The sequence below is a fragment of the Micromonospora sp. WMMD964 genome, from assembly GCF_029581455.1.
Classification (GTDB): Bacteria; Actinomycetota; Actinomycetes; order Mycobacteriales; family Micromonosporaceae; genus Micromonospora.
The window spans coordinates 5,992,999-6,013,983 of the sequence record NZ_CP120860.1; the positions used below are offsets into that span (position 1 = coordinate 5,992,999).

Consider the following 20,985-nt stretch of genomic DNA (forward strand, 5'->3'; position numbering starts at 1 on the left):
TGTCGTCACTCAGGTTGGATCATGGTGGGGACGACGTCGGCCCGTGGGTCTATTGAGTCTACGTTAGGGCGACGCTCGCACGGCCACCTGAGATTGATCACACCGTCCACTGGCTGGGACGTGTAGTCTCGCGCGGTGGATCCGCTCAACAAACACGTCTTCGACCGGTTGGAACGTTTCTACGACGCGGTGCCCCGCGACGTCGCCGGTGCGGAGGACCATGGCGGGTTGGTGCTGTTCGTCCGCGAGGGCAACGGTTGGCCGTTCTACGCCCGGCCCCGGCTCGACGCCACCGAACCACCGTCGCTGGCCGACGTGACGGCGGTCCGCGAGCGGCAACGGAAGCTGGGCCTGCCGGAAGCCTTCGAGTGGGTGCACGAGACGACCCCCGAGCTGCTGGCGGTCGCGCGCTCGGCAGGGCTGCACGTGCTGGAGGCACCGCTGATGGTGCTCGACCCGACCGAGCTGCCCGACCCGGCGACCCTGTCCGACGTGGCGATACGGGTGCTGGCCGCCGACTCCCCCGACTTCGCCGCCGACGTCGCCGCCCGACGGGCGGTGGCCGCCGTGTCGTTCGCCGCCGCCGGCACCGCGACCGGAGAGGCGGGCCCGGCCGAGCGGGACGCCGCCGTCACCGAACTCGAACTCGCCGCACTCGACGAGGAACGCGCCCGCATCGCCGACGGCCGACGGATCTCCGCACTGGCCGGCACGCCGACCGAGGGCGCGCTGGCCAGCGGCATGGCCATGCGGGTCGACGACGTCGCGGAGATCGCCGGGGTGGCCACCCTGCCGGCCGCCCGGCGACGGGGGCTGGGCGCCGCGCTGACCGCCGCCCTCGCCCGGGAACTCCTCGCGGCCGGCACCGACCTGGTATTCCTCTCCGCAGGCAGCGAGGACATCGCCCGCGTCTACCTGCGGGTCGGCTTCCGCCGCATCGGCACCGCCTGCATCGCCGAACCCGCGGCCCTGATCCCCTGATCCCTGACTTCGCACCCCGCACCCCGCACCCCGCACCCCGCACCCCGCACCCCGCACCCCGCACCCCGCACCCCGCACCCCGCACCCCGCACCCCGCACCCCGCACCCCGCACCCCGCACCCCGCACCCCGCACCAAGATCCGAGCAACTTCCCTGTTCTTGCTGCCTGCGACGCGCCGGAGGCAGCAACATCCCTGGGGTAGTTCCATCCTGAGTTGGCTGGTCAGGGGGTCTTGACGGTGCGGGGGTGGCGGGGATGGAGCAGGTCAACCGCTGGTGATCTTCGCGGTGATCGTTTGCCGGTGGTGACGGTGTGGCGTGCAGAAGATAGATGAGCCCTCGGCCAGGGTGTTCGGTCGTGACACACAAAAACCCGGTGGCCGAGGGCTCGCCGCTTGTCTACCAGTCGAGCCTTGCGCTGTCCACGAAGACCCTGACCCTGGTCGTCAACGCGATCCGTCAGCACCGCTCACGGGTGCGTTCCCGATGGCGCAAGTTGTCCGATCACCGCGCGGCGATGATCGTGCTGGCGGTATTGCGCCATAACCAACGCCCTCACGACCTGGCCGCCGGCAACGGCATATCCGCCTCCACCGTCCGTCGATGGGTCGCGCAAGTCATCGCTGTCCTGGCCGCTGAGATGCCCCGCCTGTCACGGGTCCTGCGCCGCGCCCGCCACCACAGCGAGGTAGTCCTGCTCGACGGCACCCTCATCCCGGTCCAACGCCCCCACGACCGACACCGCCGCCGCACCCATTACAGCGGTAAACACAAAACCTTCGGCCTACTCGTCCTCGCCATCACCGACCTCAACGGCAACCTGCTCTGGACCTCCGCAGCCCTACCCGCACGCACCGCGGAAATCACCGCCGCCCGCCGCAACCGCATCCCCGCACACCTACGCGCAGCCGACCTCGCCGCCATCTGCGACCTCGGCTTCACCCGCCTCGACGACCAACCCGGCATCAGCCACACACCTCGCCCCCGCGGCGCTCACCCCGGCCACCCCCACGACCAACCCACCATCATCACCGGCCGCCGCGCCGCCCGCGGCAAACCCCTCACCCGCCACCAAACAATCGTCAACACCCTCATCAGCCGCGAACGAGCAACCAACGAACACGCCTTCAACGACCTCAAGAACTGGCGAATCCTCGACCGACTACGCGGCAACCACCACCACGCCACCACCCTGATCCGCGCACTCACCGTCCTCACCCAAACCCACACCACCCGCTAACCACCCACGGCAAACGATCAACCCAAAGATCACCTCACCACCAACCTGGACCTCCCACCCACCACCACCAACCGTCAAGACCCCCTGACCAGCCAACTCAGGATGGAACTACCCCCCTGATGTTGCGCGGATCTCCCGACGGAGAGGGCTCGCGAGAGGCAGGCACGACGGCAATGGGCGACCGGCACCGAAGCCCGGACCGGGCCGCATCGACCGAGGCGCGACAGGAACCAACCCCACCCGCCGCCCGACCCTCCCGATCATGGAGCTGTGGTGCCGGTTAAGGAGGGTTTTGCCATCCTTCGTCTACCGCCACAACTCCATGATCGATGGGGGCACGAGGGTGCGGGCGGCGGGCGGGGTGGGGTGGGGTGGGGTGGGATGGTCAGGTGGGGGGACGCCACTGGGCGGCGGACGCGGCGGCGCTGGAGAGCAGTCGGGAGTTGATCGTGCCCAGGGCGGCGTCGCGGGCGCGCAGCGCCAACCGGCCACGGGCCTGGAGCACCGCCGACATCCGCCGCGTCTGCCGAACCACTGTCGCGGCGCGTGGGCGACGCACCCGGTCGTACGCCTGAACGGCGTCGGGCAGCCGCGCCTCGCGGAGCAGGGAGGCGAGCGTGGCGGCGTCCTCGAAGGCGAGGCAGGCGCCCTGCCCGAGGTGCGGCGGCATGGCGTGCGCCGCGTCGCCGAGCAGCACCACCCCTCCCGGCCCGGCCGGGAAGCCGTACGAGCGGGGCAGCGGACGCAGCTCGCGGACCTCCTGCTGGACCAGGTCGGAGGGGTCGGTGGCGTCGAGCAGCGCGCTGATCGGGTCGGGCCAGCCCGAGTACCAGCGGCGCAGCAGGGCGAGCTGGGTCTCCGGTGGTTCGGGGCGGGGCGCGCCCGCGGCGGTGGCCACCCAGTAGATGCCACCCCGGGCGGAACCACCCGACGAGCCGCGCTCGCCCAACGACGCCGCCACGAACCGGTAGCCCGCGCCGAGGATCTCACCGGCCAGCGGTTGGTCGTCGGGTAGGCGAGGCGCCTTGTACCAGGGGATGACGGCGCGCCAGGCGGCACACCCGGAGCTGACCACCCGGGATTCGGGGGCGAGTTGGCGGCGGATGCCGCTGTCCGTGCCGTCGGCCGCGACCACCAGGTCGACCTCGATGGTCTGTCGCCCGTCGCTGACCGCGGGTCGTTGACCGGGCTCGACCCGAACGTGGCGCACGGTCACGCCGGTCCGCAGGTCGACCCGCTCGCCGAGGCCGGCGATCAACGCGTCGTGCAGGTCCTCGCGGTGCACCACCACCGGCATCCGGTCGGCGGGGACGGGCCGGGGCTGCACGAGCCAGTGCCCGTCCGGGCGGCGGACTCCACCGTCGGGAAGCGGAGTGGCGATGGCAGCCAGACCCGCGCCGAGCCCGAGGGCTTGCAGCGCGCGGACACCGTTGGGCCAGAGCACCACGGCGGTCGGCTCGGGCCGGACCCGTTCGGCGCGCTCCATCAGGGTGACCGTCCAGCCGGAGCGGGCCAGCGCGCCGGCCACCGCGAGGCCACCCACCCCGGCGCCGACCACCACCGCGCTTCGCATCGGTTACGCCCCCGCTCAGCTGTCCCGGTCGGCGGGCCGCGCGCCGGCGGCGTCAGCCCGATCGGCGGGCCGGGTGCCGGCGACGTCAGCCCCGTCTGCGGGCCGCGTGCTCGTGCCGTCGGCACGGTCGGCTGACGACTCGTCCGCCGGGTCGTGGGACGACGGCCCGTCGACGGCCGCCTCGCCGGTGCGGATCTCGTCGGTGCGGGTCTCGTCGGCGCCTGACTCCGGCGGTACGACGCCGGTCTCCTGCCAGGCGGCGTACTGCTCCTCGCTGACCACCCGGTAGCCCTCCGGCGCGGCGGCCCGCGTGGGGGTCTCCCGCTCGGAGAGGTCCACCTGGGACAGGTCGGACGCGGTGGGCGGAGTCGGCGTCGCCGTCGCGCCGAGCGGGATCAGGAACTCCTGCGGGCCACGCACCCGCAGGAAGTAGATCAACCCGCCGAGGAAGACCAGCGCGGCGGTCCAGACGTTGAGCCGGACGCCGAGGATCTGGTTCGCCTCGTCGGTGCGCATCAGCTCGATCCAGAACCGGCCGGCGGTGTAGCCCATGACGTAGAGCGCGAAGGCCCGACCCCGACCCAGCTTGAGCCGACGGTCGAGGACGAGGACCAGGGCGGCCACGCCGAGGTTCCACAGCAGCTCGTAGAGGAACGTCGGCTGGTACAGGCCCGGTTCGAGGATCGGCTGCCCGGCGTCGTCGCGCAGCGCGTGCCCCGGGTTGTCCGGGTCCATCCGGTGGATCTCCAGGCCCCACGGCAGCGTGGTACGCGCGCCGAACAGCTCGTTGTTGAACCAGTTGCCGAGCCGGCCGACCGCCTGGGCCAGCGGCAGCCCCGGCGCCAGCGCGTCGGCCACCACCCCGAACGGGATGCCGAGCTGTCGGGCCGCGATCCACGCCCCGACCGCGCCGCCGGCGACCGCGCCCCAGATGCCGAGACCACCCTCCCAGATGGCGAACGCCTTCAACGGCTCACCACCGGCGCCGAAGTACTTCTCCGGTGAGGTGATCACGTGGTAGATCCGGGCGCCGATGATGCCGGCGGGCACCGCCCAGACGGCGATGTCGAGCACCGCGCCGGGCGCGACGCCGCGCTGCCGCAGCCGGCGCTCCGTCACCCAGCAGGCCAGCACGATGCCGGCGATGATGCAGAGCGCGTAGGCCCGGATCGGCACCGGCCCGAGCTGCCAGACCGCGGTGCTGGGGCTGGGCAGGGCCGCCTGGGGGGACAGCGAGGCGAGGGTCACGGGTGCACACGCTACCGCTGCACACCCCCACCGCGGCACCCCGGGCCGTCGGAGCCCGCAACTCGGTGACTTCTGGTTTGCACCCCCGTACGCTCTTTGTCCATGAGCACGCTCACCTGGGCGGTCGCCGCTGTCGTCACCGACGACACCGGCCGGGTGCTGCTCTGCCGGCAGGGCCGGGGCACGCGCCGCCACGCGCTGCCCGGTGGACGGCTACGTCCGGCGGAGAGCCCGGTAGGGGCGGCGCTGAGGGACATCCGGGCGGAGACCGGCTGGGACATCGAGTTGGTCGACCTGGTCGGTGTCTATCACCTGACCGGCCCGCCGGTGGAAACCCTGGCCGGGCGCGCCGCTCCACTGCCGGACGTACTCGTACACGTGTTCCGGGCCCGCGCGGCCGGGGTCCGACCCGCCGCCGGCCCCGCACCCGGCTGCCGGTTGACCTGGCACTCCCCCGGGGCACTACCCGGTGCGGTCACCCCGCTCACCCGGGCCGCCGTCACCGACGCGACCGCCGGTCGCTCCGGCGTGCTCCGCGAGGTGCCCTGCGTACCCGGTGCCGTCGCCTCCGCGCCCGCGCCCCTGCCGGCGGCTCGCCCGGCCGAGGAGGGCCGCCCGGCCGGCACCCTCGCCGCCGCGCCACATGCGATTGAGCGGTATACCTCTGAGTCATAAATATGACTCAGAGGTATACCGCTCAACAGACAGACATGCCCCCGCGCTGCGCGCGCCGGCCGGCCACAGGGGCCCAGCGCGGACGGGTTCAGCGGGTGGGGTTGCGGACACCCTCGGCGAGTTCGGCGCTGAGCGTACGCAGTGCGGCCAGCCCGTCGGCCTCGGTGGGCGCGTCGAGCACGCACCGGACCAGGGCGCTGCCGACGATCACCCCGTCGGCGTACCCGGCGACGGTGCCGGCCTGCGCGCCGGTGCCCACCCCGAGGCCCACACCGATCGGCAGGTCGGTGACCGCGCGGGTCCGGGAGACGAGCGTCGGGGCGGCGTCCGAGGTACGCGCCCGGGCACCGGTCACTCCCATCACCGCTGTCGCGTAGACGAAGCCACGGCAGTGCTGCACCGTCATCGCCAGCCGGGCGTCGGTGGACGACGGCGAGACCAGGAACGTGCGGTCCAGCCCGTGCGCGTCCGAGGCGGCCAGCCACTCGTCGGCCTCGTCCGGAATCAGGTCCGGGGTGATCAGACCGGTGCCACCAGCGGAGGCGAGGTCACGGGCGAAGACATCCACGCCGTACCGCTCGACCGGGTTCCAGTAGGTCATGGTGACCACCGGTGCGCCGGTGGCCGCCACCGCCTCGATGATGCGCATGGTGTCCGCGGTGCGGACGCCCCCGGCCAGGGCGATGTCACTGGCCCGCTGGATCACCGGCCCGTCCATCACCGGGTCGGAGTAGGGGATCTCCACCTCGATGACGTCGACGCCGGCCTCGACCATGGCGGTCATCGCGGCGATGCTGCCCTCGACGCTCGGGAAACCGGCCGGCATGCAGCCGACCAGCAGTGCCCGCCCGTCGGCGCGGGCCTTGTCGAAGGCCAGCCCGATCCGGCTCATCTCACCGCTCCTTGTCGAGGATGCCGAAGTAGTCACCGGCGGTGTGCACGTCCTTGTCGCCCCGCCCGGAGAGGTTGACCACGATGGTGGGCTCCCGGCCCAGCTCGGCGGCGAGCTTCGGGGCCAGCGCCACGGTGCCGGCGAGCGCGTGCGCGCTCTCGATCGCCGGGATGATCCCCTCGGTGCGGCAGAGCAGCTCGAACGCGGCCATCGCCTCGTCGTCGGTGACCGGCAGGTAGGTGGCCCGACCGGTGTCGTGCAGCCAGGCGTGCTCGGGCCCGACGCCCGGGTAGTCCAGACCGGCGGAGATCGAGTGCGACTCCAGGGTCTGCCCGTCGGCGTCCTGCAGCACGTACGTCCGGGTGCCGTGCAGCACGCCCGCCGAACCGCCGGTGATGCTCGCCGCGTGCCGGCCGGTGGTCACCCCGTCGCCGCCGGCCTCGAAGCCGTACAGCCGCACGTCGTCGTCGCCGACGAAGGCGTGGAAGATGCCCAACGCGTTGGACCCACCACCCACGCAGGCGGTCACCGCGTCGGGCAACGCGCCGGTGAGGTCCAGGCACTGCTGGCGCGCCTCGTCACCGATGCCCCGGACGAAGTCGCGGACCATCGCCGGGAACGGGTGCGGGCCGGCGGCGGTGCCGATCAGGTAGTGCGTCTCGTCGACGTTGGCCACCCAGTCGCGCATCGCCTCGTTCATGGCGTCCTTGAGGGTGCGCGAACCATTGGTGACCGGCACGACGGTGGCGCCGAGCATCCGCATCCGGGCCACGTTCAGCGCCTGCCGCTCGGTGTCGACCTGGCCCATGTAGACCACGCACTCCAGGTCGAACAGGGCGGCGGCGGTCGCGGTGGCCACACCGTGCTGGCCGGCGCCGGTCTCCGCGATCACCCTGGTCTTGCCCATCCGCTTGGTGAGCAGCGCCTGGCCGAGCACGTTGCGCACCTTGTGCGCGCCGGTGTGGTTGAGGTCCTCGCGCTTGAGCAGCACCCGCGCGCCGACCTTCGCGGAGAACCGCCGGGCCTCGTAGAGCAGCGACGGGGTGCCCGCGTAGTCACGCAGCAGCGCCCCGAACTCGGCCCGGAAGGACTCGTCCGCCATCGCGGCCCGCCACGCCCCGTCGAGCTCGTCCAGCGCGGCCACCAGTGCCTCGGGAACGAACCGACCGCCGAAGCGGCCGAAGTGGCCGGCGGAGTCGGGCTGCGGGCCGGCCACCGGGGCCAGCGCGTCGGCGCTCATCGGAAATCCTCTCGGTGGGGCGTCACGTCGGTGCGGGATCAGCGCACCGGCCGGGGCGTTGCCGGGTGGTTGCCCGCGTTGACCAACTCGGCGACCGCCTCGCGGGGGCTCTTCTGGGTGACCAGGCCCTCGCCCACGAGCACCGCGTCGGCGCCCGCGGAGGCGTACCGGATCAGGTCGTGCGGGCCACGCACGCCGGACTCGGCGATCTTGACGACGCTGCTGGGCAGGCCGGGCGCGATCCGCTCGAACACCGACCGGTCGACCTCAAGGGTACGCAGGTCACGGGCGTTGACGCCGATCACCTGTGCGCCGGCCTCCAGAGCCCGGTCGGCCTCTTCCTCGTCATGCACCTCGACCAGCGCGGTCATCCCGAGCGACTCGATCCGCTCCAGCAGACCCATCAGCACGTTCTGCTCGAGGGCGGCGACGATCAGCAGGACCAGGTCCGCGCCGTGCGCCCGCGCCTCGTGCACCTGGTAGCTGGAGACCACGAAGTCCTTGCGCAGCACCGGCACCGTCACGGCGGCGCGGACGGCCGCCAGGTCGTCCAGCGACCCGCCGAACCAGCGCCCCTCGGTCAGCACACTGATCGCCCGTGCCCCACCGGCCGCGTAGTCGACGGCGAGGTCGGCCGGATCGGCGATCTCGGCCAGTCGGCCCTTGGACGGCGACGAACGCTTCACCTCGGCGATCACGGCCACCCCGGGCTTGCGCAGCGCCGCGTACGCGTCCAGCGGCGGCGGCGCGGCCGCCGCCAGTTCACGGATCCGCTCCAGCGGAACCTGCTCCTGGCGTCGGGCGACGTCCTCGCGCACGCCGGCCAGAATCTCGTCGAGCACGCTTACGGACGCTGCCTGACCGGCCTCGTCCCCCTCCGCGTGCGCATGCTCAGCAGTCACCAACGGACTCCCCTCTCCGGGCGTCATGGGCCGATGCTAGGGGCAGCCGACCGACGCCGAATGCCGGGGGTATGGCGCTGCTCACGAAAAGGGCTGCGGCATAATGGCCGACTTGCCGTGAACGGTGTGTCACGCAGCGCCACCTCCGGTATCGACCGCCGTCACACGGTACGAGGCCTCACGGCCACGGTCGCACCGGGCCGATCCATCGATCATGCCACCAGTCGCCGGTCGGCGCGCGACGACAACAACGTCGATCGATGTTGTGAGCAAGCTCAAGGTCGGACGGACCGCCCTGGTCACGCCCCAGGCGCGACAGTTGACCGGGCGGTCACCGCGGCGAAACCTCGGCCGACGAACATCGTCCTCGGGCAGACTCAACGGCGCGCCTGCCCGACCGTCGCAACTCCTCGTGCGAGGTGACCATGAGCATGTCCGAGCCGCAGCCGACCAACGGGTTGACCACAATCTCACGGACAGTGGCGTCGCTCGCCGTCGGCGTGGTGCACACCGTCGAGCGCGCGGTGGTCGGCGAAGGACGGATGCGGACGGCACGCGGCAACGCCTGGGAGGCCGTCTGCGCCGACCGAGCCCGCGCCGACCAACGCGCCGAGCTGAACCGCCTGGTGGCCGAGTTGACCGCCACCCGCGCCGCTGGCCACCGAGCACAGCGCGAGCGTCAGCCGGTCGGCTGACCCCGCCGGCCGACGTCTCAGTCGGCCGTCGGGTCCTCGCCCCGGTCCAACGCGTCCCACGCCTCCGTGGTCCGCCGCCCGGCCAACGGAGCCGACGAACCCTCCGGGCCGACCGGCGCGGGCTCCGGGCCCGAGCGCGCCGGCCGTTCGTACCGAGCGCCCATCGCCGGCCAACCGCCGCCCCGCACCGCCGTCCACCAACCCCCGGCGGCGGCCAGCAACCCGCCGACCAGGCAGAGCGCCGGCCACTGCCGGCTCACCGAGCCACCCACGTCGGCGACCAGCCCGTAACCGCCACCGGCAGCCACCGCCAGACCCAACAGACCGAGCAGCCCGCCGAGCACCCGGCGCACCCGGCCCCGGGTGGCCAGCACCGCACCACCACCCGCCAACGCCACCACAGCCAACGCCGGCAACCACGGCAACAGGCCCGCGCCGCTGCGGGTGTCCCGCACCGGCGGCAGCGGCGCCGGGCGTACCGTCAACTCCACCGACCAACTCCGCGTCGCAGCCCACAAGGCCAGGCCGGCACCGACCAGACACAGCAGGACGGCGTACGTCAACTCGCGCCGCCCCACACCGGACCGCTGCGCTGCACCCCTCGCGCTCACCGAGCCGGCCCTTCGTTCGCGACTGCGGGGCTCCGCTGCGCTGCACTCCTCGCGCTCACCGAGCCGGCCTCAATGTTTCGGCCGCCGCGATCGCCGCCAGCACCGCAGCGGCCTTGTTCCGCGTCTCCTGGTCCTCGGCGGCCGGGTCCGAGTCGGCGACCACCCCCGCCCCGGCCTGCACGTAGGCGCGGCCGTCGCGGATGAGCGCGGTCCGGATGGCGATCGCCATGTCCAGGTCACCGCCGAAACCGAAGTAGCCGACAGTGCCGCCGTACAGACCACGGCGGACCGGCTCCAACTCCTCGATGATCTCCATGGCCCGGACCTTCGGCGCACCGGACAGGGTGCCCGCCGGGAAGGTCGCGGCGAGCGCGTCGAAGGCCGTCTGGTCGTCACGCAGCGTGCCGGTGACGGTGGAGACGATGTGCATGACGTGGCTGTACCGCTCGATGGTGGCGAACTCGGGCACCTCCACGCTGCCCGGCCGGCACACCCGGCCCAGGTCGTTGCGGCCCAGGTCGACGAGCATCACGTGCTCGGCCCGTTCCTTCGGGTCGGCGAGCAGCTCCGCGGCGAGCGCGGCGTCGGCGGCGGGGGTGCCGCCGCGCGGCCGGGTGCCGGCGATCGGGTGCAGCAGCGCCCGCCGTCGCCCGTCCTCGGCGGCGGTGACCTTCAGGTGCGCCTCCGGTGACGAGCCGACGATGTCGAACCCGTCGAAGCGCAGCAGGTACATGTACGGGCTCGGGTTGCTGGTACGCAGCACCCGGTACACGTCCAACGGGTCGGCGTGGATCGGCCGCTCGAACCGCTGCGACAGCACGATCTGGAAGCACTCACCGGCCCGGATCGCCTCCTTGGCCGCCTCCACCGCCTTCGGGTACCCGTCGGCGGGGGTCCGGCAGAGCACCTCCCCGACCGGCGGACGCTCGACCGTGGAGATCATCGGCGGGATGGGCCGGGACAGCGCGGTGGTCATCGCGTCCAGCCGGCCCACCGCGTGGTGGTACGCGGCGGCGACCTGCGGGGCGCGGTCCGGGGCGTCCACCGGTGGCAGCACCGCGTTGGCGACCAGGATCGCCGAACCGTCGTAGTGGTCGAGCACCACCAGGTCGGTGGCGAGCATCATGCCCAGCTCCGGCACGCCCAGGTCGTTCTCGGTCAGCTCGGGCAACCGTTCGAAGCGGCGGATCAGGTCGTACCCCAGGTAGCCGACCATGCCCCCGGTCAACGGCGGCAGCCCGTCGGTCGGATCGCCGACCGGGCCGGCCAGCGCCGCCACCGTCTCCCGCAGCACCCGCACCGGGTCACCCTCGGTGGGCAGTCCGACCGGCGGCCGGCCGAGCCAGGTCGCCACGCCGTCCCGCTCGACGAGGGTCGCGCTGCTGCGTACGCCGATGAAGGAGTAGCGCGACCAGGCCATGCCGGCGGACCCGACGCCCTGCTCGGCGGACTCCAACAGGAACGTGCCCGGCCCTCCGGCCAGCTTCCGGTAGACGCCCACCGGGGTCTCCGCGTCGGCCAGCAGGCGTCGGGTGACCGGCACCACCCGCCAGCGGGCGGCCGACTCGGTGAAGCCGGCCAGGTCCGGGCTGACCGCGCCGTCGGTCACGGCTGGGCCTGGGTGGTGACGGGCAGCTCGGTGAAGAAGCAGGTCCGGTGGCCGGTGTGGCAGGCGGCGCCGACCTGGTCCACGCTCACCAGCAGCGCGTCTCCGTCGCAGTCCAGGGCGACCGAGCGGACGTACTGGTGGTGCCCGGAGGTGGCCCCCTTGACCCAGTACTCGCGGCGGCTGCGCGACCAGTACGTCGCGCGGCCGGTGGTGAGCGTGCGGTGCAGCGCCTCGTCGTCCATCCAGGCGACCATCAGCACCTCGCCGGAGTCGTGCGCACGGACCACGGCGGCGACCAGACCGTCGGCACTGCGGCGCAGTCGGGCCGCGATGGCCGGGTCGAGCCGGGACGGGCGAGCCGGCTCGGAGGTCACCGGGTCGCTCGGATCGCTGGGAACGCCGGTCACCGGCGCGTCAGGTACGGGCACAGTGACCAATTGTCCCGCACGCGGCGCGGGTACCGGCGACCGCTCCCGCCCGGGCTGCGGCGGAGGCCCGACGGGTCGGGCCAACTGGGCCACATAGCGGTCCAGGCGGCCGTCGACCAGGGCGGCCGCCAGGTCGACTCCGGCGGTGTCGGCGATCTCCTCGGCGTACGGCCGGATCAACGGCAACGTGCCGGCGACCAGCCGCACCGCGGCGGCCCACAGCGCGCTGGTGGCGCCCGGGCGCAGCCCGAGGCAGAGCAGCATGTCGGCCCGGTACCCGGGTGGGGCCACCGGCAGTTCCAGGGCCGCCGCGAAGGCCGCCCGGCGGGAGTGCACCCGTACCGAGGGGTTGGCCGGGCGCAGCACCGACGGGCAGAGGCGGGCCAGGTCGGCGACGGCGAGCCGGACCCCGAGGCGGTCGTTGACGGCTCGGGCCGCGGCGGCCTTACCGAGCGTGGCGATCAGTTCCTCGAGTCGGGGTGGTTCGGCGGGCTGACAGAGCACCGGCAGGTCGATCCGGGGCCGCCAGTGCGGGTCGGCCCAGAGCAGCCGGGCCGGCGTGGTGACCGGCAGCCCGAACGCCCAGTCGGCCGGTTCGCCGAGTCGGTGCACCCAGGAGCGGACGTCGCGGGCGGCCACCGAGACGTGGGTGACGCGGCCTGCGGTTTCGGTCAGGTAGGCACGTCGGGCGGCGTACGGGGTCCCACCGCCGACGAGCACGTCGAGGTCGACGTCGCTGTGCGCGGTGGCGGCGCGGCGGGCGTGACTGCCGCGCAGCAGGATGCCGACGACCGGCCGCTCGGCGGCCTGCCGCAACCGCGCGGCCCAGTCCTCGAGAAAACCGCTGTCCGGTAACGGAGGGTGACCCACCGCGCCATCGTGCCGTACGTCCGATCAGCGCGCAATGCCCGTTGGCGGACTCGGTGTCCGGTCCGGAGCCTACTGCCCGTTCTCATGCTAAGCGCGACGACTGTGCGGTGCGACGCATTGCGTCGGGACCAGTATTTCATCTAGCGTTGAGTTCAACGGATGATGAGTTTCCTGTGGAGGTGCGCGATGGACGACGCGATAGCCGTCCGGGGCCTGGTCGTCGACCGGGGCGGGCGGCGGGTGCTGGACGGCATCAGTTGCCACGTCCCGCGCGGTGCCGTCACCGGCCTGCTCGGCCCCAGCGGCAGCGGCAAGACCACGCTCATGCGGGCGGTGGTCGGGGTGCAGGTCGTCAGCGGCGGGACGATCACCGTGTTGGGCCAGCCGGCGGGCACCCCGACCCTTCGGCACCGGGTGGGCTACCTGACCCAGGCGCCGAGCGTCTACGCCGACCTGACCGTGCGGGAGAACGCCCGGTACTTCGCGGCCCTGTACGGCCGAGGTCGGGTCGAGGCCGACCGGGCGGTCCGCGACGTCGGGCTGGCCGAGGCGGCCGGTCAACTGGTCGGCACCCTCTCCGGCGGCCAGCGCAGCCGTGCCTCCCTGGCCTGCGCGCTGGTCGGAGAACCGGAGCTGGTCATCCTCGACGAGCCGACCGTCGGTCAGGACCCGGTGCTGCGGGCCGACCTGTGGGCCCGGTTCCACGCGATGGCCGCGGCCGGCACCACCCTGTTGGTGTCGAGCCACGTCATGGACGAGGCGGCCCGCTGCGACCGGCTCCTGCTGATCCGTCAGGGACGGCTGATCGCGGACGACAGCCCGGCCGCCGTCCGCGCCGCCGCCGGCGTGGACGACCTCGACGAGGCGTTCCTGCGCCTGATCCGGGCCGGCGAGGCGGGCCCGGCCACCATGGACGCGACGAACGGACAGGAGCGGTCGTGAACCCCCGGATCCTGGCGGCCACCACCGGCCGCATCCTGCGTCAGCTCCGGCACGACCGGCGGACCATCGCGCTGCTCGTGGTGGTGCCGGCGGCCCTGCTGACCCTGGTCTACTTCATGTACGCCGACCAGCCCACCCCGCCCGGCCAACCGACGACGTTCGACCGGATCGCGCTGGTGATGCTGGGCATCTTCCCCTTTGTGATCATGTTCCTGGTGACCAGCATCGCGATGCTGCGGGAACGCACCTCCGGCACGTTGGAGCGGCTGCTCACCACACCACTGGGCAAGCTCGACCTGCTCTTCGCGTACGGCATCGCGTTCGGGCTGGCCGCCGCCGTGCAGGCCGTGGTCGCCGCCGGGGTGGCGTACTGGATCTTCGGTCTGGAGACCGCCGGCAGCATCGGGCTGGTGATCGGCATCGCGGTCGTCGACGCCGTGCTCGGCGTCGCCCTCGGGCTGCTGTGCAGCGCCTTCGCCCGCACCGAGTTCCAGGCAGTACAGTTCCTGCCAGTCGTGGTGATCCCCCAACTGCTGCTCTGCGGGCTGTTCGTGGCCCGCGACCAGATGGCCGGTTGGCTCCAGGCGCTCAGCAACGCCTTCCCCCTGTCGTACGCCATCGAGGCGTTGCAGGAGGTCGGCGCCCACGCCGAGCCCACCGGCCGGATGTGGCGGGACGTCGCGGTGGTGGTCGGGGCGGTGGTGCTGGCGCTGGTGCTCGCGGCGGCCACCCTGCGGCGGCGCAGCGGCTGAGAGCGCGGCAGCCGTGGGCCGACCGGCCCACGGCTGCCAGGTGGACGAGACGAAGGGCGGCGATGACGCGGCGGACCGGCCGACGACCCGGCAACCCGGACACCCGGGAGGCGATCCTCGACGCCGCGCGCACGACGTTCGCGGAGCGCGGCTTCGACTCCGCGTCCATCCGCGCCATCGCTGGCACGGCGGGTGTCGACCCCGCGCTGGTGCACCACTACTTCGGCAGCAAGGACCAGCTCTTCCTCACCGCGATGAACATCCCGGTCGACCCGGCCCAGGTGGTGCCGACGGTGCTCGCCGGTGACCGGGACGGTGCCGGTGAGCGCCTGGTGCGCACCTTCCTCGGCGTCTGGGACTCCCCCGCCGGCAGTGCCGCGCAGGCGCTGCTGCGTTCCGCCGTGAGCAACGAGTGGACCGCCCGGCTGCTGCGTGAGTTCGTCACCGCCCAGATCCTGCGCCGGGTGCTCGAACAGCTCGACGTCGACCCGGCCCAACTGCCGCTACGTGGTTCGCTGGTGGCCACCCAGATGATCGGCCTGGCGATGATGCGATACGTGGTGCGCCTGGAGCCGGTCGCGTCGGCGGACCCGGAAACCCTGGTCGCGACGGTCGGGCCGACCATCCAGCGGTACCTCACCGGGCCGCTGCCGGCCTGAGGTCCCTGCGACCTCCCAGCCACCGTGATCCACTCCGGTTCGGCGACCTCGCGGTATCCGAGTGCCAGGGACACCCCCACATCGGCGAACCCGAGTGGATCAAGGCCGAACGCGCGGCGGGCGGGCACCGGCCGGGAGCCGCAGCGGCGGCAGCAGCCTCGGCAGGTCGGCCGGGTCGACCACCGGGTCGGGGAAGGCCAGTCGGACCCGACGCCGGGAACCGGGTCGACCGAGGGCGACCACCAGCCCGTAGCGGTCGATGCGCACCACCCGGGGCGCCCCACCCGGAGCCTGCTCGGTCAGCCCGAGCTGCCGACGCAGGTAGTCGGTGACCTGGCCGCTGTCGCCCTCGGCGAGGTCGGCCAGCAGGCGCGCCTCGACCGGGTGCACCGGGTCCGGCTCGGCCTCGGCGTACTCCCCCGGGTCGACCCGGTGCACGACCCCGGCCCGCTCCCAGCGGACCTCGACCACCTCGAAGCGGAACAGCCGGAAGCGGGTGCCCAGGTCGAGCAGGTCACCGGTCGGCTCCACCACGGCGAAGTCGACAGCCGCCCGACGGGCCTCGTCGCCGTGCAGCTCGGCCGCCCAACCGGACACCCACGCCCGACCCAGCCCGGGCGCGCCCGCGGCGGGTGGCAGGTCGAGCACGTCGAGCACCACCGCCACGTCGCTGCCCCCGGCCACCGGTTGCAGGGCGGCGGCCAGATGGCTGGCCACCGGCACCAACAGCAGCACCCGCCCGTCCGGGTCGGTCACGTGCCGGGCATGGTGCGGGCCCGGCCGGTGGGCCAGGTGGACGAGACCGGGCAGGCGCCCGGCGACGAGGGTACGGACGATCTCGGCGGGGTTGGGCCGCATGGGCGCGACCTCCTTCGAAGGTTAGGCTTACCTAAGCCGGAGCCTAGAGCACCTGACCGTCGACGTCCACCACACCGGAACACCACATCACCTGGTCTGCTCCAGCCACGAGGCGTAGAGCAGGCCGTAGACCGAGTCGGCGTCACGCACCAGCTCGTCGTGCGGACCCCGCTGCACCACCCGACCCCGATCCACCACGATCACCTCGTCGGCCGCCTGCGCCGTGGAGAGCCGGTGCGCGATGGCGAGGGTGGTCCGCCCCCGGGTGACCGCGTCCAGGGTGCGCTGCAACCGCACCTCCGTCGCCGGGTCCACCGCGCTGGTCGCCTCGTCCAGCACCAGCAGGTCCGGATCGGCCACGTACGCGCGGGCCAACGCCACCAACTGCCGCTCCCCGACGCTCAGCGCCTCACCACGCTCACCGACCGGCGTGTCCAGACCCGCCGGCAGACCCTCCAACCAGTCCGACAGGCCCAACTCCGTGAAGGCCACGACCAACTGCTCGTCGGTCAACTCCGGCCGGGCGAACCGGACGTTGTCCCCCACCGACGCGTCGAACAGGAACCCGTCCTGCGGCACCATCACCACCCGGGACCGCAACGAGTCGAACCGCACCTGCGCCAACGGCACCCCGGACAGCAACACCGCCCCGTCCGACGGGTCCATCAGCCGGGTCAACAACTTCGCGAAGGTGGTCTTGCCGCTGCCCGTCTCGCCGACCACCGCCACCCGGCTCTTCGCCGCGATCTCCAGGTCGATGTCGTGCAGCACCGGCGGGCCACCCGGGTACGCGAACCGCACACCCGCGAAGCGGATGTCCAACGGCCCACCCGGCAACTCCCGTCCCTGCTCCCCCGGGTCCGCCACGTCCGGGGCGACGTCCAACACGTCCAGCACCCGACGCCAGCCCGCGATCGCGTTCTGCGCCTCGTTGAGCACCTCGGTGGCGATCTGCACCGGCTGGATGAAGAGCGTCACCAGGAACAGGAACGCCGTCAACTGGCCGATCGACAACGTCCCGCCCACGCCGAGCGTCACACCGAGCGCCACCACACCGGCCAACGCCAGCCCCGCCGCCAGCTCACCCACCGAACTGCCCACGATGCTGATCCGGATCGCCCGCTGCTGCGCCAACCGCTGCTTGTCGATGGCCTCGTCCAGCCGCCGCTCGGTACGCCCCGCGATGCCGTACGCCCGGATCACCGGCGCGCCCACCACGCTCTCGCCGATCGCGCCGAGCAACGTTCCGGTGCGCTGCCGCACCGTCGCGTACGCCGTCGCGAGCCGCAGTTGCAACTGCCGGATCACGAACACCGCCGGCAGGAACGCGGCCAACACCACAAGGGTCAACTGCCAGGAGTACGCCAGCATCACGGCAGTCGTGACCACCAGCTGACCGAGGTTGACCAGCAGGATCACCCCACCCCACTGGAGGAACTGGGTGATCTGGTCGACGTCGCTGGTCACCCGAGAGACCAACGACCCACGCCGCTCCGACTGCTGGTGCAACATCGACAGGTCGTGCACGTGCCGGAACGCCCGCGTCCGCACGTTCGCCAACGCCGTCTCGCTCACCGTGAACAGTCGGCGCATCATCAGGTAACCGCAGAGCGTCGTGATCGCCAGGATCGCCGCGGTGATCCCCACGACCGACCACAGCACGCCGAACCTCAAACCACCGACGATGCCCCGGTCGATGCCCTGCTGGACGGCGACCGGCACCGCCACCCGGCCCACCATGTAGACCAACGCCAGGGCCAGCGTGCCGGCCAGGCCGGTCCGCAGCTCCGGCGACAACGCCAGACCCCGACGCAGGGTCTGCCAGGTCGTCTCGGTCCGCTGGTCCCGCTCATCCGTCTTGACGCTCACCGAACCGGCCTTTCGTTCGCGACTGCGGGGCTCCGCTCCGCTGCACTCCTCGCGCTCACCGGGCCCGCCTTCCGTTCGCGACTGTGGGGCTCCGCTCCGCTGCACTCCTCGCGCTCACCGGGCCCGCCTTCCGTTCGCGACTGCGGGGCTCCGCTCCGCTGCACTCCTCGCGCTCACCGGTCCACCTCGATTTCCAGGCCCGAGGGCAGCGGCGCGACGTCATCGCCGTACGGACTCTCCTGCGCGCGTTCGACCTCGGCCTGCTCGTAGGCGGTCACCAGGTCGACGTAGCCCGGCACGGTGGCCAGCAACTCGCTGTGGGTGCCCCGGGCGACCACCCGCCCCTGCTCCACGTAGATGACCTCGTCGGCGAGCGCGATGGTGGCCCGCCGGTACGCCACCACCAGGATCGACGCCACCGGCACACCCGGCTCGGCCGACGACGACCGCAGCCCGGCCAGGATGGCCGCCTCCACCCGGGGGTCCACCGCGCTCGTCGCGTCGTCGAGCACCAGCAGGCGCGGGCGGCCCGCCAGGGCGCGCGCCAGGGTGAGCCGCTGCCGCTGCCCGCCGGAGAGCGAGGTGCCCCGCTCGCCGACCATGGTGTCCAGACCGTCGGGCAGCGCCGCGACGAACCCGTCCGCCTCGGCGAGCCGCAGCGCCGCCCAGACGGCCTCGTCGTCGATGCCCGGCCGGTCCAACGCGATGTTGGCGCGCACCGTGTCGTCGAAGACGAACGGCACCTGGGCGACCAGCGCCACCGTGCCGGCCAGCGACTCGGCGGTCAGCTCGCGGACGTCCACCCCGTCCAGTGTGACGACGCCGGTGTCCGGGTCGACGAGGCGCACCGCCAGCGAGGCGATCGTCGACTTACCGGCGCCGGTCGGCCCGACCAGGGCCACCGTCCGACCGGCCGGCACGGTGAAGCCGACCTCGCCGAGGACCTGCGCGCCGGGCTGGTGCGCCTCGGCCGGCGGGTAGGAGAAGTGCACGTCGCTGAAGGTGAGAGCGGCCGGGGCGGAACCGGCCGGGTCGAGAACGCGCTGCCCGTACGGCATCTCACCGGTGGCGTCGAGCACCCGGCGGACCCGGTCCCAGCCGGCGACGCTGCGCGGCAGCTCGGCCAGGACCCAACCGATGGCCCGCACCGGGAAGGCCAGCACGGTGAAGAGGAAGGCCACGCTCACCAGCTCGGTCACGCTCACCGCGCCCTGGCGCAGCCGGAACGCCCCGACCACCAGCACGGCGAGGGTGCCGAGGCTGGGCAGGGTCTCCAACAGCGGGTCGAAGACGCCGCGCAGCCGACCGACCGCGATCAACGAGTCGCGCAGCTCGCCGGCGCGGCCCGCGAACCGGGCGGTCTCCTGCGCCTCGCGACCCATCGTCTTGACCACCAGGGCGCCGTCGAAGCTCTCGTGGGCGATGCCGCTGACCTCGGCGCGCAGCCGCTGGGCCCGGGCCTGCCGGGGCGCCATCCGGCGGGAGTAGACGACGTTGAGGGCGAACAGCGCGGGGAAGACCGCCAGGCCGACCAGGGCGAGCGCCCAGTCGGTGGCGAAGAGCGACACGATCGCGCCGACCAGCATCACCAGCGTGCCGACGGCGAAGGGCAGCGGCGCGATCGGGTACCAGGCCGCCTCCACGTCGGAGTTGGCGTTGGACAGCAACGTGCCGGTGGAGTTGCGGTGGTGCCAGGACAGCGGCAGCTCCAGGTACCGGCGGGTGACCCGGCGGCGGTAGGACGCCTGGAGGCGGTACTGCATGTAGCCGGCCCCGAGCCGGCGGCCGACGATGCCGGCCACCCGCAGCACGCTGATCCCGAACAACGCCGTCGCGGCCAGCGCGAGGGTGCCCGCGCCCACCTCGCCGCGCTCGATGGCCGGGAGCGCCACCTCGCCGATGACCGTCCCGACGACCCGCGCGCTGATGATGATCATTCCGCCGAAGAGCACGCTGCCGACGACCGCCACCGCGAAGATCCGTGGCTGCTCGCGAATGGCCTGCCGCAGGACCCCCAGTCCTCGACTGAGCACGTCCCGACTTGTCCTGCTCGCCACGCTCTCCCCCGCCGTAAGCGTCAATTATCTCCCTCATCCTTACCGGTCCGGGCCAGCACCGCCGACCCCGACCGGATATGTCGACCGTCACGTAGCGGACGGCCGCGTCGTCCCCGGCATCCGCCGCCGCGCGCCGACGGGTCGCCGGGCCTACGATCAGCCCATGCCGCGGTACGCCCGAGCCGAGCGCGAGGCGCTGGCCGATCTCCTGCTGGCCCTCGGGCCGGACGCCCCGACGATCAACGAGGGCTGGGCGACCCGTGACCTCGCCGCGCACCTGGTGCTGCGGGAACGTCGCCCGGACGCGGCCGGGGGGATCGTGCTGCCGCCGCTGCGCGGCTACGCCGAGAAGGTCCGTCGGCGACTCGCCGCGCGGCCCTATCCCGACCTGGTCGCACAGGTCCGCCGCCCGCCGCTCTGGAGCCCGGTCAGCAATCCGGTGACCGACGAACCGGCCAACCTGATGGAGTTCTTCATCCACCACGAGGACGTCCGCCGGGCCGGCTCCGGCTGGCAGCCGCGGGACCTGCCCGCCGACCTGCAGGGCGCGCTGTGGAGGCGGGCCAGCCCGATGGCGCGGTTGGCGCTGCGCCGCTTCCCGGCGGACCTCTACGTGCAGGCGCCCGGGCACGGTGAGCTGTCCGTCGGTCGAGGGGGCGAGCGGTTGCGGGTGGTCGGCCCTCCGGCGGAGCTGGTCCTGTTCCTCTCCGGTCGCCAACGGGTGGCCCGGGTCCAACTGGACGGACCCGCGGAGGCGGCACGACGGCTTCGTGCCGCCAGCCTGGGAATGTGACCGTCTGTACCTAAACGGACACGAAACAGGTGTGGAATTCCCCACACCCAACGAAACATGCAGATACCTCCTCCCGTACGCTTCACCGCGC

General features: G+C 72.9%; 19 protein-coding genes and 1 pseudogene. 8 read left to right on the forward strand and 12 right to left on the reverse strand.

Annotated elements, in window-relative coordinates; genetic code table 11:
- The first annotated feature begins 135 nt into the window (after positions 1-135).
- Positions 136-981 carry a GNAT family N-acetyltransferase gene (locus O7616_RS27200; RefSeq protein ID WP_282304598.1) on the forward strand — a complete coding sequence of 282 codons (846 nt, stop codon included), beginning with the start codon at positions 136-138 and terminating at the stop codon, positions 979-981.
- Between the two features lie 358 nt (positions 982-1,339).
- Positions 1,340-2,221 (forward strand): transposase family protein, encoded by an 882-nt coding sequence (locus tag O7616_RS27205; RefSeq protein ID WP_282303345.1) that lies wholly within the window; start codon positions 1,340-1,342, stop codon positions 2,219-2,221.
- A gap of 385 nt (positions 2,222-2,606) precedes the next feature.
- Here the strand turns inward: O7616_RS27205 and O7616_RS27210 are convergent, their stop codons facing one another.
- Positions 2,607-3,794 (reverse strand): FAD-dependent monooxygenase, encoded by a 1,188-nt coding sequence (locus O7616_RS27210; protein WP_282304599.1) that lies wholly within the window; start codon positions 3,792-3,794, stop codon positions 2,607-2,609.
- A gap of 15 nt (positions 3,795-3,809) precedes the next feature.
- Positions 3,810-5,042 (reverse strand): prolipoprotein diacylglyceryl transferase, encoded by a 1,233-nt coding sequence (lgt, locus tag O7616_RS27215; protein ID WP_282304600.1) that lies wholly within the window; start codon positions 5,040-5,042, stop codon positions 3,810-3,812.
- Between the two features lie 102 nt (positions 5,043-5,144).
- Here lgt and O7616_RS27220 point away from each other — a divergent pair, with 102 nt between their 5' ends.
- Entirely contained in the window at positions 5,145-5,717 is a 573-nt protein-coding gene (locus O7616_RS27220) for an NUDIX domain-containing protein (RefSeq protein WP_282304601.1), read from the forward strand.
- An 88-nt stretch (positions 5,718-5,805) separates the two neighbouring features.
- On the opposite strand, the gene trpA is transcribed toward O7616_RS27220, so the two are convergent.
- From trpA to trpC, 3 genes are read right to left on the reverse strand one after another with little or no spacing between them, the layout of a single operon-like run.
- A complete protein-coding gene (gene trpA / locus O7616_RS27225) occupies positions 5,806-6,609 on the reverse strand; it encodes a tryptophan synthase subunit alpha (RefSeq protein ID WP_282304602.1) in 804 nt (267 codons plus the stop codon).
- Between the two features lies 1 nt (position 6,610).
- Positions 6,611-7,849, reverse strand: a complete 1,239-nt coding sequence (gene trpB, locus O7616_RS27230) for a tryptophan synthase subunit beta (protein WP_282304603.1) — start codon at positions 7,847-7,849, stop codon at positions 6,611-6,613.
- Between the two features lie 38 nt (positions 7,850-7,887).
- On the reverse strand, positions 7,888-8,691 hold the full coding sequence (gene trpC, locus O7616_RS27235) for an indole-3-glycerol phosphate synthase TrpC (protein WP_172862221.1): 804 nt from the start codon (positions 8,689-8,691) through the stop codon (positions 7,888-7,890).
- A gap of 485 nt (positions 8,692-9,176) precedes the next feature.
- Here trpC and O7616_RS27240 point away from each other — a divergent pair, with 485 nt between their 5' ends.
- Positions 9,177-9,446 (forward strand): hypothetical protein, encoded by a 270-nt coding sequence (locus O7616_RS27240; RefSeq protein ID WP_282304604.1) that lies wholly within the window; start codon positions 9,177-9,179, stop codon positions 9,444-9,446.
- A gap of 17 nt (positions 9,447-9,463) precedes the next feature.
- Here O7616_RS27240 and O7616_RS27245 read toward each other — a convergent pair whose 3' ends face one another.
- The 4 genes and pseudogenes from O7616_RS27245 to O7616_RS31190 all read right to left on the reverse strand — a co-directional run.
- Positions 9,464-10,057 (reverse strand): Trp biosynthesis-associated membrane protein, encoded by a 594-nt coding sequence (locus O7616_RS27245; protein ID WP_282304605.1) that lies wholly within the window; start codon positions 10,055-10,057, stop codon positions 9,464-9,466.
- 55 nt (positions 10,058-10,112) lie between these two features.
- A complete protein-coding gene (locus O7616_RS27250) occupies positions 10,113-11,666 on the reverse strand; it encodes an anthranilate synthase component I (RefSeq protein WP_282304606.1) in 1,554 nt (517 codons plus the stop codon).
- Complete coding sequence (gene hisI, locus O7616_RS27255) at positions 11,663-12,094, reverse strand: phosphoribosyl-AMP cyclohydrolase (protein ID WP_282264822.1); 432 nt, start codon at positions 12,092-12,094, stop codon at positions 11,663-11,665. Before hisI ends, O7616_RS27250 begins: the two co-directional genes overlap by 4 nt.
- 180 nt (positions 12,095-12,274) lie before the next feature.
- A pseudogene (locus O7616_RS31190) lies at positions 12,275-12,964 on the reverse strand (phosphoribosyl-AMP cyclohydrolase); the annotation flags it as partial.
- 186 nt (positions 12,965-13,150) lie between these two features.
- Here O7616_RS31190 and O7616_RS27265 point away from each other — a divergent pair.
- The 3 genes from O7616_RS27265 (at position 13,151) to O7616_RS27275 (ending at position 15,317) form a co-directional block, all read left to right on the forward strand.
- Positions 13,151-13,906, forward strand: a complete 756-nt coding sequence (locus O7616_RS27265) for an ABC transporter ATP-binding protein (RefSeq protein WP_282304607.1) — start codon at positions 13,151-13,153, stop codon at positions 13,904-13,906.
- Positions 13,903-14,658 (forward strand): ABC transporter permease, encoded by a 756-nt coding sequence (locus tag O7616_RS27270; RefSeq protein ID WP_282304608.1) that lies wholly within the window; start codon positions 13,903-13,905, stop codon positions 14,656-14,658. The genes O7616_RS27265 and O7616_RS27270 overlap by 4 nt, the downstream gene beginning before the upstream one ends.
- A gap of 62 nt (positions 14,659-14,720) precedes the next feature.
- Positions 14,721-15,317, forward strand: coding sequence for a TetR family transcriptional regulator (locus tag O7616_RS27275; protein ID WP_282304609.1), 597 nt, complete (start codon positions 14,721-14,723; stop codon positions 15,315-15,317).
- A 99-nt stretch (positions 15,318-15,416) separates the two neighbouring features.
- Here the strand turns inward: O7616_RS27275 and O7616_RS27280 are convergent, their stop codons facing one another.
- The 3 genes from O7616_RS27280 to O7616_RS27290 all read right to left on the reverse strand — a co-directional run bounded on the left by O7616_RS27280 (position 15,417) and on the right by O7616_RS27290 (position 20,101).
- Complete coding sequence (locus O7616_RS27280; protein ID WP_282304610.1) at positions 15,417-16,175, reverse strand: DUF2470 domain-containing protein; 759 nt, start codon at positions 16,173-16,175, stop codon at positions 15,417-15,419.
- A gap of 87 nt (positions 16,176-16,262) precedes the next feature.
- Positions 16,263-18,044 (reverse strand): ABC transporter ATP-binding protein, encoded by a 1,782-nt coding sequence (locus tag O7616_RS27285; protein ID WP_282304611.1) that lies wholly within the window; start codon positions 18,042-18,044, stop codon positions 16,263-16,265.
- A 173-nt stretch (positions 18,045-18,217) separates the two neighbouring features.
- Positions 18,218-20,101, reverse strand: a complete 1,884-nt coding sequence (locus tag O7616_RS27290; protein ID WP_282304612.1) for an ABC transporter ATP-binding protein — start codon at positions 20,099-20,101, stop codon at positions 18,218-18,220.
- 163 nt (positions 20,102-20,264) lie between these two features.
- Between O7616_RS27290 and O7616_RS27295 the strand changes: the two genes are divergently transcribed.
- Positions 20,265-20,894, forward strand: coding sequence for a TIGR03085 family metal-binding protein (locus O7616_RS27295; protein WP_282304613.1), 630 nt, complete (start codon positions 20,265-20,267; stop codon positions 20,892-20,894).
- Positions 20,895-20,985 lie beyond the last annotated feature (91 nt).